Source organism: Acinetobacter sp. BHS4 (assembly GCF_018454425.1).
GTDB classification, from domain to species: domain Bacteria; phylum Pseudomonadota; class Gammaproteobacteria; order Pseudomonadales; family Moraxellaceae; genus Acinetobacter; species Acinetobacter pittii.
The window spans coordinates 1,076,527-1,092,312 of the sequence record NZ_CP075323.1 but is presented as its reverse complement, the minus strand read 5'-3'; the positions used below and the strand labels follow the sequence as shown (position 1 = coordinate 1,092,312).

At 38.8% G+C, this 15,786-nt stretch carries 15 protein-coding genes; 9 read left to right on the top strand and 6 right to left on the bottom strand.

Annotated elements, in window-relative coordinates; all coding sequences use genetic code 11:
• Window positions 1-53: 53 nt before the first annotated feature.
• Window positions 54-824, bottom strand: a complete 771-nt coding sequence (gene surE, locus KIP84_RS05230) for a 5'/3'-nucleotidase SurE (protein WP_017387263.1) — start codon at window positions 822-824, stop codon at window positions 54-56.
• Window positions 825-925: 101 nt separating this feature from the next.
• On the opposite strand from surE, the gene KIP84_RS05225 reads away from it, so the two are divergent.
• The 9 genes from KIP84_RS05225 (at window position 926) to KIP84_RS05185 (ending at window position 8,472) form a co-directional block, all read left to right on the top strand.
• Window positions 926-1,297, top strand: a complete 372-nt coding sequence (locus tag KIP84_RS05225; RefSeq protein ID WP_005073292.1) for a hypothetical protein — start codon at window positions 926-928, stop codon at window positions 1,295-1,297.
• A gap of 154 nt (window positions 1,298-1,451) precedes the next feature.
• On the top strand, window positions 1,452-1,874 hold the full coding sequence (locus KIP84_RS05220; RefSeq protein ID WP_002118406.1) for a hypothetical protein: 423 nt from the start codon (window positions 1,452-1,454) through the stop codon (window positions 1,872-1,874).
• Window positions 1,875-2,000: 126 nt separating this feature from the next.
• A complete protein-coding gene (gene dacC, locus KIP84_RS05215; protein ID WP_002118558.1) occupies window positions 2,001-3,149 on the top strand; it encodes a D-alanyl-D-alanine carboxypeptidase PBP5/6 in 1,149 nt (382 codons plus the stop codon).
• 90 nt (window positions 3,150-3,239) lie between these two features.
• Window positions 3,240-3,791, top strand: coding sequence for a gamma carbonic anhydrase family protein (locus KIP84_RS05210; protein WP_014207309.1), 552 nt, complete (start codon window positions 3,240-3,242; stop codon window positions 3,789-3,791).
• A gap of 144 nt (window positions 3,792-3,935) precedes the next feature.
• Window positions 3,936-4,424, top strand: a complete 489-nt coding sequence (locus KIP84_RS05205; protein ID WP_032063058.1) for an NUDIX hydrolase — start codon at window positions 3,936-3,938, stop codon at window positions 4,422-4,424.
• A gap of 4 nt (window positions 4,425-4,428) precedes the next feature.
• Window positions 4,429-5,562 carry a tRNA 2-thiouridine(34) synthase MnmA gene (gene mnmA, locus KIP84_RS05200; RefSeq protein ID WP_213689444.1) on the top strand — a complete coding sequence of 378 codons (1,134 nt, stop codon included), beginning with the start codon at window positions 4,429-4,431 and terminating at the stop codon, window positions 5,560-5,562.
• 13 nt (window positions 5,563-5,575) lie between these two features.
• Window positions 5,576-6,307 carry a high frequency lysogenization protein HflD gene (hflD, locus tag KIP84_RS05195; RefSeq protein ID WP_002118587.1) on the top strand — a complete coding sequence of 244 codons (732 nt, stop codon included), beginning with the start codon at window positions 5,576-5,578 and terminating at the stop codon, window positions 6,305-6,307.
• Between the two features lie 55 nt (window positions 6,308-6,362).
• Window positions 6,363-7,751: an adenylosuccinate lyase gene (gene purB, locus KIP84_RS05190; RefSeq protein ID WP_002047061.1), complete on the top strand. Its 1,389-nt coding sequence runs from the start codon at window positions 6,363-6,365 to the stop codon at window positions 7,749-7,751.
• A gap of 82 nt (window positions 7,752-7,833) precedes the next feature.
• Entirely contained in the window at window positions 7,834-8,472 is a 639-nt protein-coding gene (locus KIP84_RS05185; protein ID WP_065184389.1) for a DUF2238 domain-containing protein, read from the top strand.
• 39 nt (window positions 8,473-8,511) lie between these two features.
• Here the strand turns inward: KIP84_RS05185 and blp2 are convergent, their stop codons facing one another.
• From blp2 to pstC, 5 genes are all read right to left on the bottom strand, one after another.
• The gene (gene blp2 / locus KIP84_RS05180) at window positions 8,512-10,695 is read right to left on the bottom strand and encodes an Ig-like repeat protein Blp2 (RefSeq protein WP_213689443.1); all 2,184 of its coding nucleotides are present in this window, start codon (window positions 10,693-10,695) and stop codon (window positions 8,512-8,514) included.
• A gap of 254 nt (window positions 10,696-10,949) precedes the next feature.
• A complete protein-coding gene (gene sohB, locus KIP84_RS05175; RefSeq protein WP_005067965.1) occupies window positions 10,950-11,912 on the bottom strand; it encodes a protease SohB in 963 nt (320 codons plus the stop codon).
• 148 nt (window positions 11,913-12,060) lie between these two features.
• On the bottom strand, window positions 12,061-12,963 hold the full coding sequence (gene pstB / locus KIP84_RS05170) for a phosphate ABC transporter ATP-binding protein PstB (RefSeq protein WP_005067963.1): 903 nt from the start codon (window positions 12,961-12,963) through the stop codon (window positions 12,061-12,063).
• A 13-nt stretch (window positions 12,964-12,976) separates the two neighbouring features.
• A complete protein-coding gene (pstA, locus tag KIP84_RS05165; RefSeq protein WP_039759455.1) occupies window positions 12,977-14,374 on the bottom strand; it encodes a phosphate ABC transporter permease PstA in 1,398 nt (465 codons plus the stop codon).
• The gene (pstC, locus tag KIP84_RS05160; protein ID WP_002119004.1) at window positions 14,371-15,750 is read right to left on the bottom strand and encodes a phosphate ABC transporter permease subunit PstC; all 1,380 of its coding nucleotides are present in this window, start codon (window positions 15,748-15,750) and stop codon (window positions 14,371-14,373) included. Before pstC ends, pstA begins: the two co-directional genes overlap by 4 nt.
• Window positions 15,751-15,786: the final 36 nt, after the last annotated feature.

Here is a 15,786-nt window from a genome sequence, read left to right as displayed (position 1 = left end):
GGAAACACGTTCCTCTTTTTCTTTATTCACAAAGTTATAACATTCGAGGCAAATTATTGACTCAAACTGATCTGTAAATCTTCTAAAACAGCGTAATTTGTTGCATCCATTTGAATAGGGGTAACACTTACATAACCGTTTGCAACGGCAAAGAAATCAGATTGAATCTGGCTAGAAACACGTTGCGGATCTGTAACCGCCTCACCTGCTAGACCAATCCAGTAAACTTGACGGCCTCGTGGATCGACATGACTGGTAATAGGCTTAGATTGAGCACGACGACCTTGATATGTAATCTGTGCCCCTTTTAACTGCGGTACGTCAGGAATATTGATATTAAAGATATGTCGCGGAGGCAAAGCTGGTAATCCGCTTGCAATAAAATCATGTACCCATTTAGCAGCCTGAGCATAATCTTCTTTATCATTATAAGCACGTACATCAGGTCCAGCTAAAGACACGGCAATTGCAGGTTGTTTCATTAAGCGGCCTTCAAATGCAGCACCGACTGTTCCTGAATATAAAACATCATCACCTAAGTTCGCGCCACTATTGATTCCGCTCACGACCAAGTCAAATTCAAAATCAAACAAACCATTCATGGATAAATAAACACAATCTGCTGGTGTACCATTCACTGCCCAGACATCTTCGGCAATTTGAATGGGACGTAATGGTCGATCCAATGTTAATGCACTTGAGAAACCACTTCTTTCACTTTCTGGTGCAACCACAACCACGCGTCCAAGTGGTCTTAATGCTTCAGCTAAAGCCTGTATACCTGGCGCAAAAACACCGTCATCATTCGCAATTAAAATATTCACTAAAATCTTTCTCTACAAATAAACCTAAAGGTTTTCACAATTGAATTATTTGTTGAATTATATATATTTATGCCTCCATAGCATTATAAAATTGTGAAAAAATGAAAACTTTCGCTCCTTTTTTTCAGGTATTGGGGATCAGTATCACATTGTGTACGCAAGCGGTTTTTGCAGATGAGGATATCTCAACACAAGAGGCTGATAGCTTAATTAAAGATGACATTGCCGCAACGCAAGTTTTGCAGGAAATCTGCCCAGCTTTTGTCGGAACAAATAAAAAACTTGAGTCAAACGCTCAAAAGATTATTGCGATGTATTTAAGTGGTTATTCAAATAAATCAATGACCTTAGCGACTCTACAAAATGATGCTGAATTTAAAACTTTATTAAATGAAGCACGTCTTGCGGCAAAACAAATGGACCATCATGAACAACATGAGCTCTGTGAAGAGATCGTTAATTATAAAGAATAGATCTTACTCTTTTGTGATCTAGAAACTTATTCATTTTGGGTTTTCTGTTTGCCATTAAGCAGAAAACCAACATAACAATACATTTTTTCCATTTTTTTAAATTCTAAATTGGTTAAGCTAACGGCATATTTAGAAATTTTATTTTGGGTTATCGATGTTTATGAAGAAAAGCTTAGTTCAATCGCTCTCTTTGGTTTTACTTATGAGCATGGCAACAGCTGGTTTTGCTGCTGATAAGAAGAAAACAACTGAAAAGAAAACCGAAAATGAAAATGTTGTTGAAGTCACTCCACAACAAGGCACGACTCCTGAAGAATTAGCTGCAATTCAAGTGCTTTCTGAAATTTGTCCAAGTTTGATTGGTAAAAAAGACGCTGATTTTGCTCAAGGCTATGAACGTTTAGTTAAAGACTACCTACCAAATGAAACTGATGCTGTTTCTGCATTAGAAAAACGTAGTAAAGACAAAGCTTTCAAGAAATACTTAAAAGAAGCACGTAGCGATGCGAAAGCTGCTGGTGATGAACAAAACACATTAGTTTGCCAAGACGTGAAAGCATATCAATCGCAAAACTAAATTAGTAAAAAACTCTTGAGTTACAATACTGTTTGAAAAAGCCGACTTCTCCCGTAGAAGTCGGCTTTGCTTTATCCTAAAATGCTAGGCTCTTCTGCTTCATACAAGATATTGGAATTACCTAGAATGACTCGAAAAAGCGCTATTGCTGCACTACTCCTCTTACCAAGTTTTTCTTATGCAGCAACTGTCTTATCAGCTCCGCCAGAATTAAATAATAAGTCTTATGTATTAATGGATTATGAGACAGGCCAAATTCTCGCTTCTAAAAATGAAAACGAAAAGCTTGCACCTGCGTCTATGACAAAAATGATGACAAGCTACATCATTGAACAAAAATTATTAAAAGGTGAACTGACTGAAAATGAGCAGGTTCGTATGAACGAGTCTGCATGGTGTAAAGGAAGTAGCTCTGAATCATGTATGTATGTTCCTTTAAACGGTACAGCGACAGTTCTAGAAATGCTCCGCGGTATTATTATCCAGTCAGGTAATGATGCATCAAAAGCAATGGCTGAACATATTGCTGGAAATGAAGGCACGTTTGCTCATATGATGAATCAGGAAGCAAAACGTATCGGCATGGTGAATACCCAGTTTATTAACTCGACTGGTATGCCAGCTGAAGGCCACTATTCAACTGCAAAAGATATGGCTGTGTTAGCACAACATATTATTAAAGACAGTTCAAAATACTACCCAATTTACTCTGAAAAAGAATTTACTTTTAATGGTATTAAACAAGGTAACCGTAATGCCTTGCTTTACACCGACCCAAGTGTAGATGGTTTAAAAACAGGTCATACAGATGAAGCTGGTTACTGCTTAACTACTTCAAGTAAACGCGGTCCAATGCGTTTAATTTCAGTGATTTTTGGTACTCCAAGCATGTCTGAACGTGCAGACCAAACGCGTACGTTACTGGCTTGGGGCTTTGCAAACTTTGAAACTGCAAATGTTCAACCAGCCAATCAAGTTCTTGCAAAAGCAAAAGTTTGGTTTGGTAAAGAAGATGAAGTTCAAGTCGGTTTAGCGGAAAACTTTAGTGTGACTATGCCTAAAGGTAAAGCTGATGGCATTAAAACTCAGTTAGTGGTTCAACCTAACTTAAATGCACCACTTCAAAAAGGTCAAGTTGTCGGTAAGCTTGTTGCTAGCCTAGATGGCAAAGTAATTGCTGAAAAACCTTTAGTTGCATTAAAGCCAGTTGAAGAAGCAGGTTTCTTTGCTCGTTTAATCGATCATATCAAACAATTCTTCAGCAACTTATTCTAATTTTTGAATAGTTGAATTAAGCACTCATGCTATTTAGCCTGAGTGCTTTTTTATTTTATAATTCGACTAAATTTTATTTTGATACTACTCATGGCAAAGAACATTCGTCCTTATCTTGAACACCACCCTCAAGTAGATACAACCTGTTATATCGATGAAATGGCTGTTGTGGTTGGTGACGTTAGCTTAGCTGAGAATGTTTCTGTCTGGCCTTTTGCAGTCATCCGTGGTGACGTAAATAGTATTCAAATTGGCAAAAACAGTAACGTACAAGACCATTGTATGTTGCATGTAAGCCATAAAAATGATGCCAAACCGAATGGCTCACCTCTGATTATTGGTGAAGATGTAACGGTTGGACATCATGTGACTTTGCATGGCTGTACCATTGGTAACCGTGTTTTAGTCGGAATCAACACCGTCATTCTAGATGACGTAATTATTGAAGATGATGTGATGATTGGTGCAGGAAGTTTAGTTCCACCTCGCAAAGTCTTAAAAAGCGGTTATCTCTATGTAGGAAGCCCTGTACAACAAGTGCGACCACTGACTGAAAAAGAACTAGCGTTTCTTCCTTATTCAGCAAGACATTATGTAAAAGTGCAAAATAATCATAAAGCTGCACAAGCAAATCAGGATTAATTATCTATCTTGATTATGAGTAATAAAAATTCTGCTTTTTAAACGATATGGTTTTGTCGTATTGCTCATATCGTTTAGCAGATCACCGTAGCCAAAAACCCCTAAATTTCGTATTATACGTCTTTTAAATCATGGTGCTTTTTTATGGCCGCATGGACTCCTCATGTCACTGTTGCTACAGTCGTAGAAAAAGACGGACGCTATCTGTTTGTAGAAGAGCATAGCGAAGGTTTTGTACACACAGTATTTAACCAACCTGCTGGTCATGTGGAATGTGGTGAGTCATTAACAGAAGCTGCCATTCGAGAAACACTTGAAGAAACAGGCCATCATGTTGAAATTGATGCTTTGCTCGGTATTTATACTTATACCCCGCCAATGTTTCCCGATCGCACTTATTACCGTTTCTGTTTTCTAGCACATGTAACTCAGGTTGAAAGTGATCCTCAACTCGACACAGGTATTATCGCTGCTGTGTGGATGACACCAGATGAACTCAAAGAATCTGCCCGTGCCCGTAGTCCTCTTGTCCTAAAAGCAGTTGAAGATGCTATGAAAGGCCACCATTATCCTTTATCGCTTATTTATGAGCACCCCTTCTCTCCCTCATTAACTTCTCATTTGGATGCCTAGTCCTATGCAACAACGTGTCATCGTCGGTATGTCTGGTGGTGTAGACTCTTCTGTTTCTGCAGCACTTTTACTTCAACAGGGTTATCAAGTTGAAGGTCTTTTCATGAAGAACTGGGAGGAAGACGACGGCACGGAATACTGTACGGCAATGGAAGACTTAGCTGATGCCCAAGCAGTAGCTGATAAAATCGGTATTAAGCTGCATACAGCAAACTTTGCTATGGAATATTGGGATCGAGTGTTTGAACTTTTCCTAGCTGAATATGCGGCTGGTCGCACACCAAACCCAGATATTTTATGTAATAAAGAAATTAAATTCCGTGCATTTTTAGATCACGCCATGACTTTAGGTGCAGACTTCATCGCAACGGGTCATTACGCACGGCGTGGTGAAACTAAATATAACTCTAAAGGCGAAGCATATGCACCATTATTACGTGGTGTAGATAACAATAAAGACCAAACCTATTTCTTACATGCCGTTCATGGTAGAGAAATTAATAAAACATTATTCCCAGTAGGTGAAATCGAAAAACCCGAAGTTCGTAGAATTGCTGAAGAACTTGATCTTGCTACAGCCAAGAAAAAGGACTCAACAGGAATCTGTTTTATTGGGGAACGTCGTTTTAATGACTTCCTTAAACAATATTTACCCGCTCAGCCTGGGAAAATTGTACTTGATACAGGTAAAGAAGTTGGTGAACATCACGGTCTGATGTACTATACGCTCGGTCAACGCGGTGGAATTGGTCTAGGTGGTTTGAAAGGTGCAGCTGAAGGTGCATGGTTCGTACTACATAAAGATCTTGCCAATAATCGTCTCGTTGTTGGTCAGGGACATGAACACCCACTCATGCAAAGTACTCAACTGTGGAGTGAGTCAATTGACTGGGTAGCTGGTGAACAGAATATTCCAGTTGAAGGATTACGCTGTACAGCTAAAACGCGTTATCGCCAACCTGATCAGGCATGTACAATTTTTATTGATGAAAACACTGAACACGGTGTTCGCGTTGAGTTCGATGAACCTCAGCGTGCTGTTACACCAGGTCAAAGCGTTGTATTTTATTCAGATGAAGTTTGCTTAGGCGGGGGTGTCATTCACCATACAAATGCCCCTACACCAAATTTTATTTAAGGGAATGAATGGCATGGTGGAGTTACCATTTCAACAATCACAAGCCTTGAATGTTCGCCAAAACCGTGCCCTTGCCTTGGCTGGGGTATTTCAGGCCACTCAGCTCACCCATATGACAGCCATGACGGGTCAGCAAAGTATTGGTGAAAGTGGTAACTTCTATTTTGAACTATTAATCAAAGCAAGTTTAAATATTCGCCCTACAGCCAACAATGGTGTTCAAACCTTAGACTTTTTTAATCAGTTAGCAGATATCTCTTTAGGGCTTAAAACACTCGAAAATTGTATTACTCAACCTTTTTCAAACATGCCTAAGTCTCGCCTTCCAAAAATGGGCACGGCCAAATTGCCAATGTCCTATGCGATGTCGCTCTTACAGCTAGAAAAAAAGGTTTATAGCAATCCTGAATATGTCGCAATCATTGAAAAAGCTCAGCAGAAAATTTTAAAACAGCTGTCTTTTTTTGATAATAACTACTTACACCCAAGCATTTTAGCTAATTTGGCGCAAACTTATGTTGATACGGCTGGCCAGATTAACCCACGCATTTTAGTTCGTGGTAATGCAGAAGCATTTAAAGATACCAACCATACTAACCGCATCCGTGCTTGTCTGTTTACTGGCTTGCAAATGGCCCATTTATGGCGACAACTCGGCGGTAGTTCGTGGAACATGATTTTTAGCAAACGTAAATTGCTACAGGATATTCAAGCACTTGCTCGTTTACAGTACCAAGTCGTTTAACACTATAAACGAGATTTTTTTAGTTTTATGTTTATTCCAGCATTAAGGAATCGTTATGAACGCTTTAACCGCACTATCACCATTAGATGGACGTTATGCCAGCAAATGTGATGCGCTACGCCCTTTTCTTTCTGAGTTTGGTTTAATTCATGCTCGTGTCACTGTGGAAGTGCGTTGGTTACAAGCGCTTTCTAACCGTCCGGAAATTGTTGAAGTTGCTCCTTTCTCAGCTGAAACAAATGCAGCTCTAGATGCAATCGTAAGCAACTTCTCTGAAGAAGATGCGAACCGCATTAAAGAAATTGAACGCACAACTAACCATGACGTAAAAGCAGTTGAATACTTCTTGAAAGAGAAAATTGCAGGTATTGCTGAATTACAAAATGCAGGTGAGTTCATTCACTTTGCTTGTACATCAGAAGACATCAATAACTTGTCTCATGCACTTATGCTTAAAAACGGTCGTGAAGTTTTAGTATCAAGCATGAAGCAAATTTTAAATGCAATCTCTGCTTTAGCTACAACTCATGCTGAACAACCGATGTTGTCTCGTACACATGGTCAAACTGCTAGCCCAACAACTTTGGGTAAAGAAATGGCGAACGTTGCATATCGTTTAGCTCGCCAAATCAAACAATTTGAAAATGTTGAATTACTAGGCAAAATCAATGGTGCTGTAGGTAACTACAATGCTCACCTTTCTGCTTATCCAAATGTGGATTGGCCAGCGCATTCACAAGCTTTTGTTGAGTCTTTAGATTTAACATTTAACCCATATACAACTCAAATTGAGCCACACGACTACATGGCTGAATTATTTGACGCGTTACGTCGTTTCAATACAATTTTGATCGACTTTAACCGTGACGTATGGGGTTATATCTCTTTAGGTTACTTCAAGCAAAAACTTAAAGAAGGTGAAGTTGGCTCATCAACTATGCCACATAAAGTTAACCCAATCGACTTTGAAAACTCTGAAGGTAACTTAGGCATTGCAAATGCAGTGTTGGCTCACTTAGGCGAAAAATTACCAATTTCTCGCTGGCAGCGTGACTTAACTGACTCAACTGTACTTCGTAACATGGGTGTTGGTTTTGCTCAAAGCTTAATTGCTTTTGATGCTTGTTTAAAAGGTATTGGTAAACTTGAACTCAATGCAAACCGCTTAAATGAAGATCTTGACCAAGCTCAAGAAGTTCTTGCAGAGCCAATTCAAACGGTTATGCGTCGTTATAACGTTGAAAAACCATATGAGAAGTTAAAAGCATTAACTCGTGGTCAAGCAATGACGCGTGACATGATGGTTGACTTCGTAAATGGTAACGAACTTGCTCAAGTACCAAGTGAAGAGCGTGCTCGCTTAGCTGAGCTTACACCTGCAACTTACACAGGTAATGCTGCTGAACAAGCTAAACAAATTAACGAATTAATTAGCAAAATCTAATTAAAAAAGTTATAAAAAGCGAAGCTTAGGCTTCGCTTTTTTATTACACTCATACAAATCAGAATAAAGACTTATTTATAAAATGATCGAAAAAGAATTCAAAGTTAAACACTATATTGCACTTGGCCTGCTTTTTATTGCCATTATCATTTCAGGTATTCAACCACTTGAGTTTGAGGCTTATTTGCTTCATCAAGCTGGCACTGTTTTTATGGTGATTCTGCTTTTTATTATTTTCAAAAAAATTGGACTCGATTTCTTAAGTTTTACTTTTTATCTACTGTTTTTATTAATCCATATTATTGGTGCTCACTATCTCTACTCCTACGTTCCATACAATGACTGGATACAACAGGTGTTCCATTTCAACCTAGATCAATATATGGGCTGGTCCCGCAATATGTATGATCGTTTAGTTCATCTTGCCTATGGTGTTTTGCTCTATCCTCTTATTTATCGTGTATTCCAAGTATGGTTACCCACTGCACGTCCTTTTTCTTTATTCTTACTTGTAGTCCAGTTTGTGATGGCGTCTAGTGTCTTTTATGAACTGATCGAATGGGCAATTGCAATCGGGCTATCACCTGAACAAGCTGAAAATTATAATGGGCAACAAGGTGATATGTGGGATGCCCATAAAGATATGCTGTTAGCGACTATTGGGGCAATTTTCTATGGACTTCTTGCACTGATGCTTCCATCTAAAACAAATAACTCATAAATAAAAAAGCGCTCAATGAGCGCTTTTTTTAAGATCACTTTAGACAACAGGATAGGTTTGTTCTAAAAGGCTTTGTAAAACCGAAGAAGTTGTATCAGGTAAAACATGCTCAAGATTAGTAGTTATATTGCCAGCGTTCGTAGTTATATCACTTTGATCATTTACTTGCGTAGGCTTTACTGCTGCTGAAGAAAAAAGTGTTTCAATTGGGTCTGGTTCACTAGACGTAGAGCTTTTTAACAAATCATCTACTGGCACAGATTTCTGCTGCTGACTATCCGTTTCATTTATTGTGCTTTGTACTAACTTTAATGTATTTAACCCAACACTATCAGCAACAGATACAGTTTCTGTATGAGCAGTATCAACAGCTACATCACTCAAACTAGCAGTCTTTGGAGCAACTATCTCAAACGTAAAAGGTAAACTTATTTCGCTAGTAAACCCTTCAGCATCTGTTTGCATTAAAGTAATCGTATGTTTACCAATGGCTAAAGTTTTATCAAGTGTAAATGACCACTCACCATTAGCATTTACCTGACCTATTTTAATAATTGAAATTGCTACTCCGTTATCGTAAATAGTCAAACTTGCATGTGATTCAGCTTTGACAGTGAATTTCGGGGTTGCATCATCTGTCTCAGAGTTAGCAAGAATTTGTTTTATAGAGGTTCCATTATCATCATATACCTTAAAACTCGGTTTATCAGGAGGCGTATCCTTTGTACCATTGATTTCTAGAGCTACAGAACTATTTCCAGAGGCATCTATAGCAGATACAGAGGCTTTATCTTTAACAGTTAAAGCGGGTGAAATCGTAATTGTAAATTTTCCATCCGCATCAGCTACTCCACTACCAATAACCTTAGTACCTATTGTTATTTGTATTTTTGCATTTGCTTCAGCAGTTCCTGTTACCGTTGTTCCATCTGCATTAATTTGAGCTGAAGGTTTATCTGGCGCCAGAGTGTCATAGCCAGATTTAATTTCTAAGGGTTTAGAGGTATTACCTGCTGCATCTTCAACAATGATCGTCGCCTTTTGTGAATCTTTTAAGGGTGAAGAAAGCGTAATTTGGAATTCACCTTGAGCGTTTGCGGTACCAGTTCCAATCACTTTACCATCTGCATCTTTTATCTGAACTTTTGCATTAGCCTCTGCTATTCCTTCAACTACTGTTCCTTCTTTATTTAATTCCAGTAAAGGAGCTTTTGGAGGGATAGTATCTTTACCAGCAAAAATAAGTGTCGCTTCTGACTCATTTCCAGCTTCATCTATAGCAACTACTTTACCGCCCGCTTCACTCGTCAAAGGCGGAGTAAATTTATAAGAAAACTTGCCTTCTGGACTCGCAGTTATAGTATCTATCAATTTGTCATTAGCATCATAGATTTTGACAGTAGCTCTAGATTCAGTCTTACCATCCAAGATGGAACCATCTTCACTTAACTGGGCTTCTGGTGCATCGGGAGCAATTGTGTCTTTACTGCCAGTCAAAACACCTGGTTTAGAAATATTACCAGCAGCATCCTCAGCTACAACTTTTAGTTTATTTCCATTTGCTAAAGGCGTATCAAGTTTAATAGTAAAATTTCCGCTTGCATCTGCAACACCCGTTGCGACCGTATTATCAGCAGCATCTTTAATATAAATTTTTGCATTCGCTTCGGATTTTCCTGTTACAGTAACAGTATCATCACCCACAGTAGCAGTCGGAGCAGCAGGAGCTACGTTATCTATAGGTGAGTCATCTTTGTCATCGTTATCAAAAACCCAAAGATATAAACCTTCAGCAGCTAAAACCGCTAAACCTGCTTTTAGCACGTTACCCATCGAAAAAGTTGGGGAATCATCAACCGCCATTGTTGAGGCGGGTTGGCTCGTGCTGGTATAGGCTAAATCTGTGACATGGTTTAAACCTGTATAGTCGATCACCTTAACCTGGGCGTCAAATTGTGCTTCAACAAATTTTCCATGTTCAGTCGGAAGAACAAGTGAATGCTCTGTTGTATTCGTTGCTTCATTAAAGAAATTTTCTAAAACAATAGTCTCTCCATTTTTTAAATGGACGACTAGATTTCCACCTTGTTTTTCCACCGATGCTATATCTTTTTGACTTACGCCAATTTGAATAATAGAAGGTTTACTTAACACGACCTTATTGAGCTGACCATCTTGCAGAACGTCCAAACCCTCTTTGGATGCTACAATTATTCTTGTCATTATTTCCTGTCCTAAATTTCAGTTATATTTTTAAATGTCTAACTTTTTAAATATTTCATTTAAAAGCTATTTTATTGCTGTTTAAAATATCAAAACCATGTGTTTATCACAATTCAAAAATTATATTTATCAACATTTATTTTTTACTTTCCATTAAAAATCTAAACCTATTTAATAAGACAAATTTGAATATTAACTTTATAAAAAAACCAGCATTTAAGCTGGTCTTTTTATAACATTTGAATTATATAAACTTATAGTTTTGGATCACGTACCTGTACAAGCGTCGTGTTCGCTTTTGCAAGGCTTTCCATGACTTTGCCGATTACAGTAGGAATCAAACTATCTGCCATTTGCGCTGCTTGTAAACCCAGCTTTTCACCTAAAGTCGCTTTCTTACGTGTATTAATGACATACACATCATGTTGCGGCAATAAAGCTAATAAATACTCATCAGATGTTTGTAATTTATCAACAAGGTTCAGATCTAGGGCATCTTCGCCATACCAATGTTCACCTGTCGCCACCTTATCAACATTAAGCTGTGGGCGATATTTTTCTACAAAGTGCTTAAATAAGACATGAGTTTGTTGCAACTCTTCTTCGAACTTCGCTTTACCTTCAGGTGTATTTTCACCAAACATAGTTACAGTACGCTTATACTGCCCTGCTGTGTAAAGCTCAAAATCCACATTGTGTTCTTTTAAAAGGCGATTAAAGTTTGGAACTTGAGCAACCACACCAATTGAACCTACAATAGCAAACGGCGCTGCAATAATTTCATTTGCAATACATGCCATCATATAGCCACCACTTGCAGCGACTTTATCAACACAAATTGTTAAATGAAAACCTGCATCGCGTAAACGCACCAACTGAGCTGCTGCTAGACCATAACCATGCACCATACCACCTGGGCTTTCAAGACGAACTACAATACGGTCACGTCCTGCTTTAGCAGTTGCTAAAATCAGAGTAATTTCTTCACGTAAGTTTTCAACTGCTGAAGCTTGAATATCACCTTTGAAATCTAAAACAAAAATCTTCTGATTATTTTTACGGCGAATTTTAGCCTCTTTAGCAAGTTGTTGAGCTAATTGTAAAAGTTCTAAACGGCTTGCCGTAGTTTGCGCAATTTTTTTTCTCTGTTCATTGACACGTGCATTTAAATGGCTGACACGTATTTCCGCAGGGAGTTTAGGCAAATGGAATAACATAAAATTCTAAGCTCATAAGTTTATCTTTATAGCCTTAAGATGTGGTCCTTTTGACTAAAATTCAATAGCGATTTTGCAAAATAGAGTCATTTTCATTTATAAAATAAAAAAAAGAGCACGTGGCTCTTTTTCTTTTATTGTTTATTAATTAACCGAAGCGACCAGTAATATACGCTTCCGTCAACTGATGGTCAGGTTGAGTAAAGACTTTTTCAGTTGAATTGACTTCAATTAAATCACCTAAATGGAAATAAGCAGTACGATCAGAAACACGTGCCGCTTGTTGCATTGAGTGAGTCACAATCACAATTGTGTATTGATTCGACAATTCAGAAATAAGTTCTTCTACTTTTGCTGTTGCAATTGGATCGAGTGCAGAACACGGCTCATCCATTAAAATCACTTCAGGACTAACAGCAATGGTACGTGCAATACATAAACGTTGTTGCTGACCACCTGATAAACCTGTACCTGGCTGGTTCAAACGGTCTTTAACCTCATCCCACAAACCAGCTTTACGTAAGCTATTTTCAACAATTTCTTCAAGGTCATATTTATCACGCGCTAAACCGTGAAGTTTAGGCCCATAAGCCACGTTGTCAAAAATAGATTTAGGGAATGGGTTTGGCTTTTGGAACACCATACCAACCTGAGCACGCAATAATACAACGTCTAGATTTGGATCATAAATATTGTGGTTATCGAGGGTAATTTTACCTGTTACGCGGCAACCATCAATCGTATCGTTCATACGGTTTAACGTACGAAGAAAGGTTGATTTACCACAACCTGAAGGACCAATAAATGCGATCACTTCATTTTGGTAAATATCTAGGTCAATACCCTTGATAGCTTCAAAATCACCATAATAAACATGGGCATCTTGTGCACTAATTTTGATTTCGTTTGAGTTCTGCTTTTTTGAAGTATGTGGTTCAAAATGCGAAACATACGAAGTGCCATGATTCAGCGATTTATCTGTAAATTGAGATTGTTCAGTATTCACTAACTTATCCTTTTCTAAGGAATTCGTAATATCAATAGTATTCATGATTTATCCTCTATTACCAACGCACTTCGAACTTTTTACGTAACCAAATTGCAAGACTGTTTAAACCAATCATTAATGCAAGTAGTACGATAATCGCAGCAGCAGTACGGCCTTCGAAGAAGTTACGCAACTCATTACCCTGCCATAAATAAACCTGTACAGGTAAAGCAGTTGCTTGATCAAATGGAGTTGCTGGAATACTTGCAACGAATGCACTCATTCCAATTAAAAGTAAAGGTGCGGTTTCACCAAGCGCATGTGCAACACCAATAATTGCACCTGTCATAATGCCTGGTAATGCCAACGGTAAAACGTGATGGAAAATCGTTTGGAACTTAGAAGCTCCCAAACCAAGTGCCGCTTGTCGAATAGAAGGTGGCACTGCTTTTAATGAAGCACGCGTGGTAATAATCACTGTTGGCAGTGTCATTAAGCTTAAAACCAAACCACCCACCAACGGAGCTGATAAAGGCAAATGCATCCAGCCAATGAAAATCGCAGCACCAAGTAGACCAAATACAATTGAAGGAACAGCAGCAAGGTTATTGATGTTAACTTCAATAATATCGGTAAGAACATTTTTTGGAGCAAACTCTTCGAGATAGATTGCGCTGGCAACACCAATTGGGATCGCAATGATGATCACGATGAGCATCATGAATAATGAACCCATGAATGCACCTGCAAGACCACTAATTGCTGGAGAACTACGTGAGTCAGGGTTCTTAAATAAGTTCAAGTTAAATGTACTTTCAAGAACGCCTTTTGCTTTTAAGTCATCTGCAAGCTTACGCACTTCTGGATCGAGTTGTTGCTGATCATCTGGTAATGAACGATCAATATTACCTTTTAACCAAACATCGACGTTCGCATCACCTAAGAAGGTAATGTTTTCTTTTTTACCAATGAGTGATGGATCAGCAAAAACCATATCACGAAGACGATAAGCTTCCGAGCTTGCATACAAGCTGCTTAGGTAGTCACGTTGTGATGCAAGTGCAGGATCTTTAGCAATCATTCCATTTACAATGATGCCATCCCAATCGACCATACCCATTTTAGTTTGCCAATCAACATAACGTTCTTGGTAATGTGCAGGTGTTTCACCTTGAGTACGTACAGGTACTGGCCCTGCATCAATCACTTTAGGGTCAAAGTAAATTGGAACATTCATACTGGTTTGCCAAAAAGCAGGTAAACCTTTTGCCAAAATACTACCGAACAAGAGAGCAACGAATGCAAGACCAATAATGACTGCCGAGAAACCCGCAAAACGGAAAGCTTTTTCTTTACGATGACGTTTAGCCAAAGATTTTTCAATAACCTGTTTACGTCGTTCACGTGTTTCGGCAGCAGTTTTCGGATCAAATACGTTCTGATCCATAGGAGACGATGTATTTGATGTACTCATTCGTATTGCTCACGGTATTTACGCACAATGTACAGTGCTACAATATTTAATCCCAAGGTAATAACAAATAGTGTTAAACCTAGCGCGAATGCAACCAATGCTTGTGGACTTGAGAAGTCTGTATCTCCAGTCAACTGTTTTACAATAGTTACTGTCACTGTCGAAACAGCTTCAAATGGATTTGCGTGTAAAAGTGGACTGTTCCCTGCTGCTAAAACCACAATCATGGTTTCCCCAACAGCGCGAGAGACTGCCAATAAGAAAGCGCCTGTAATACCCGGTAAAGCTGCCGGTAATACGACTTGACGAATTGTTTCAGACTTAGTCGCACCAAGTCCTAAAGAACCGTCACGTAGTGCACGCGGGACTTGAGTAATAATGTCATCTGACAAAGATGACACAAACGGGATAATCATAATTCCCATTACAAAGCCAGCAGTTAAAGCACTCGTCGCATTAATCTCTAAACCAACATATGCACCCGCTGCTTTAAAGAATGGCCCAATAATCATCATGGCAAATACACCATAAACAATTGTTGGAATACCAGCTAAGACTTCAATTGTTGGTTTTGCCCATGAGCGGAACCATGGTGAAGCATATTCAGCTAAATAAATTGCGATCATTAATCCAACTGGTACAGCAACGAGTAGAGCGATACCACTGACCATGAGCGTACCCCATAGCAATGGTAATAAACCATAACTGCCTTCAGCATTACCAGAAGTACTAAAGCCCGGATTCCATTCTGTACCAAAGAAAAAATCCATTGGACTGACAAAACGGAAGAAGTGCATTGCTTCGCCAAACATCGACATTACGATACCGATGGTTGTCAAAATCGCAACACCAGAACATAAAATCAAACCAACATTAATAGCACGTTCAACTTGGTTACGAGCACGATATTGTTGGCTGATTTTTTTCTTTGCCCAAACCAACCCCAATAAAGCAGCACAAATTACAACAGCAAATTTGGCAAAAGAGCCAATGGTTTGAAATTTTGCAAACTGTTGAGCAGCAGCTAATTCGTAGGCTGCCGGTTTATCGCTCACCCCAAAACCTGAAGCAATTGATTGAACACGATCAACCAATACACTTCTACCCGCTTCATCAAGAGAAGCACTTACAGACGCCGGAATATTATTAAAAATAATATGATTTAAAATACTTGGTTCAACCAAGTTCCAAATGATCAAAATTAAAAAAGCAGGGATACCGCACCAAAGACCAACCAGTGCGCCATAATAACCAGGACGAGAATGTAACGTCGCCGAGTTGCTTCCCTTACCTGCTATGTTACGGCTCTTTCTCAGCCCAAGTTGATATGCAATTGCCACGAGGGCTAACAACACACCGATAAGTAGCAGATTCATGTACTCTCCACTGTTTTCTCAATTGTCATAATTTGG

Excerpts from the sequence above, each read along its gene's own strand:
- KIP84_RS05225 (WP_005073292.1), top strand. The coding sequence starts at position 926 with ATGAAAACTTTCGCTCCTTTTTTTCAGGTATTGGGGATCAGTATCACA.
- KIP84_RS05220 (WP_002118406.1), top strand. The coding sequence starts at position 1,452 with ATGTTTATGAAGAAAAGCTTAGTTCAATCGCTCTCTTTGGTTTTACTT.
- dacC (WP_002118558.1), top strand. The coding sequence starts at position 2,001 with ATGACTCGAAAAAGCGCTATTGCTGCACTACTCCTCTTACCAAGTTTT.
- KIP84_RS05210 (WP_014207309.1), top strand. The coding sequence starts at position 3,240 with ATGGCAAAGAACATTCGTCCTTATCTTGAACACCACCCTCAAGTAGAT.
- KIP84_RS05205 (WP_032063058.1), top strand. The coding sequence starts at position 3,936 with ATGGCCGCATGGACTCCTCATGTCACTGTTGCTACAGTCGTAGAAAAA.
- mnmA (WP_213689444.1), top strand. The coding sequence starts at position 4,429 with ATGCAACAACGTGTCATCGTCGGTATGTCTGGTGGTGTAGACTCTTCT.
- hflD (WP_002118587.1), top strand. The coding sequence starts at position 5,576 with ATGGTGGAGTTACCATTTCAACAATCACAAGCCTTGAATGTTCGCCAA.
- purB (WP_002047061.1), top strand. The coding sequence starts at position 6,363 with ATGAACGCTTTAACCGCACTATCACCATTAGATGGACGTTATGCCAGC.
- KIP84_RS05185 (WP_065184389.1), top strand. The coding sequence starts at position 7,834 with ATGATCGAAAAAGAATTCAAAGTTAAACACTATATTGCACTTGGCCTG.
- blp2 (WP_213689443.1), bottom strand. The coding sequence starts at position 10,695 with ATGACAAGAATAATTGTAGCATCCAAAGAGGGTTTGGACGTTCTGCAA.
- sohB (WP_005067965.1), bottom strand. The coding sequence starts at position 11,912 with ATGTTATTCCATTTGCCTAAACTCCCTGCGGAAATACGTGTCAGCCAT.
- pstB (WP_005067963.1), bottom strand. The coding sequence starts at position 12,963 with ATGAATACTATTGATATTACGAATTCCTTAGAAAAGGATAAGTTAGTG.
- pstA (WP_039759455.1), bottom strand. The coding sequence starts at position 14,374 with ATGAGTACATCAAATACATCGTCTCCTATGGATCAGAACGTATTTGAT.
- pstC (WP_002119004.1), bottom strand. The coding sequence starts at position 15,750 with ATGAATCTGCTACTTATCGGTGTGTTGTTAGCCCTCGTGGCAATTGCA.